The following is a 1,833-nucleotide window of genomic DNA, read 5'->3' as shown; positions in this document are numbered from 1 at the left end:
CCGCACCGGCCTCGAACCCTGTGCTTGACCTGTGGGAGCGGGCGTGCCCGCAAAGAGGCCAGCCCATGTTTCCCTTATTCCAAGAGCCCCCGATGACCACCTACACAGCCCCCCTGCGCGACATGCGCTTCGTCCTGCATGATGTGTTCAACGCCCCGGCCCTCTGGGCCCGCCTGCCAGCCCTGGCCGAGCGCATCGACGCCGATACCGCCGATGCCATCCTCGAGGAAGCAGCCAAAGTCACCGGCCAGCTGATTGCCCCGCTCAGCCGCAACGGTGACGAGCAAGGCGTGCGCTTCGCCGCAGGCGAAGTCACCACCCCTGACGGCTTCCGCGAGGCCTGGCACACCTACCGCGAAGGCGGTTGGGTCGGCCTGGGCGGCAACCCCGAACATGGCGGCATGGGCATGCCGAAAATGCTCGGGGTGCTGTTCGAGGAAATGCTCTATGCCGCCGACTGCAGCTTCAGCCTGTATTCGGCGTTGAGCGCCGGCAGTTGCCTGGCGATCGACGCCCACGCCAGCGAAACGCTCAAGGCCACCTACCTGCCGCCCCTGTACGAGGGCCGCTGGGCCGGCACCATGTGCCTCACCGAACCCCATGCTGGCACCGACCTGGGGCTGATCCGCAGCCGCGCCGAACCCCAGGCAGACGGCAGCTATCGCATCAGCGGCAGCAAGATCTTCATTACCGGCGGCGAACAGGACCTGACCGAGAACATCGTCCACCTGGTGCTGGCCAAGCTGCCGGATGCACCCACCGGTGCCAAGGGCATCTCGCTGTTCCTGGTGCCCAAGTACCTGGTCGAGGCCGATGGCCGCCTGGGGGCGCGCAACGCCGCCCATTGCGGCTCGATCGAACACAAGATGGGCATCAAGGCCTCGGCCACCTGCGTGATGAACTTCGACAGTGCCGTCGGTTACCTGGTGGGCGAGCCGAACAAGGGCCTGGCGGCGATGTTCACCATGATGAACTACGAGCGCCTGTCCATCGGCATCCAGGGCATCGGCTGTGCCGAGGCGTCCTACCAGAGCGCCGCCCGCTACGCCAACGAACGCCTGCAAAGCCGCGCCGCCAGCGGCCCGCAGGCACAGGACAAGGCTGCCGACCCGATCATTCACCACGGCGATGTGCGGCGCATGCTGCTGACCATGCGCACCCTCACCGAAGGTGGGCGGGCGTTTGCCGCCTACGTCGGCCAGCAACTGGACCTGGCGCGCTACGCTGAAGACGCTGGCGAGCGCGAACATGCGCAGCGCCTGGTGGCGCTGCTGACGCCGGTGGCCAAGGCGTTCTTCACCGACAACGGCCTGGAAAGCTGCGTACTCGGCCAGCAGGTGTACGGCGGTCATGGCTACATCCGCGAATGGGGCCAGGAGCAGCGGGTGCGCGACGTACGCATTGCGCAGATCTATGAAGGCACCAATGGCATCCAGGCCCTCGACCTGCTCGGGCGCAAGGTGCTGGCTGACGGTGGCCGGGCGCTGGCCAGCTTTGCCGCCGAGGTGCGGGCCTTCAGCGTGGATGCGCCATTGCACCGTGATGCCCTGCAAGCGAGCCTGGCGCGGCTGGAGGCCACCAGCGCCTGGCTGCGGGCGCGGGCCAGCGAGGATGCCAACCTGGTCAGCGCAGTGGCGGTGGAATACCTGCAGCTGTTCGGGCTGACGGCGTATGCCTACATGTGGGCGCGGATGGCCGCGGTGGCGTTGGCCAGGCGTGACGAAGATGCCGCATTTCATGGGGCCAAGCTTGCGTGCGCGGAGTTCTTCTTCCAGCGTGTTCTGCCGCGGGGGTTGGGGCTGGAGGCGAGTATTCGGGCGGGAAGTGGCAGCC

The 1,833-nt window shown here is 67.3% G+C and carries 1 protein-coding gene; it reads left to right on the top strand.

Annotation, left to right across the window (positions count from 1 at the left end; all coding sequences use genetic code 11):
• Positions 1 to 92 precede the first annotated feature (92 nt).
• A partial coding sequence (locus ACK1U9_RS19085) for an acyl-CoA dehydrogenase C-terminal domain-containing protein (protein WP_449110095.1) occupies positions 93 to 1,833 on the top strand: 1,741 nt, incomplete at its 3' end.

The organism is Pseudomonas sp. XP1, assembly GCF_053557675.1.
This window is presented reverse-complemented; position numbering and strand designations above follow the sequence as displayed.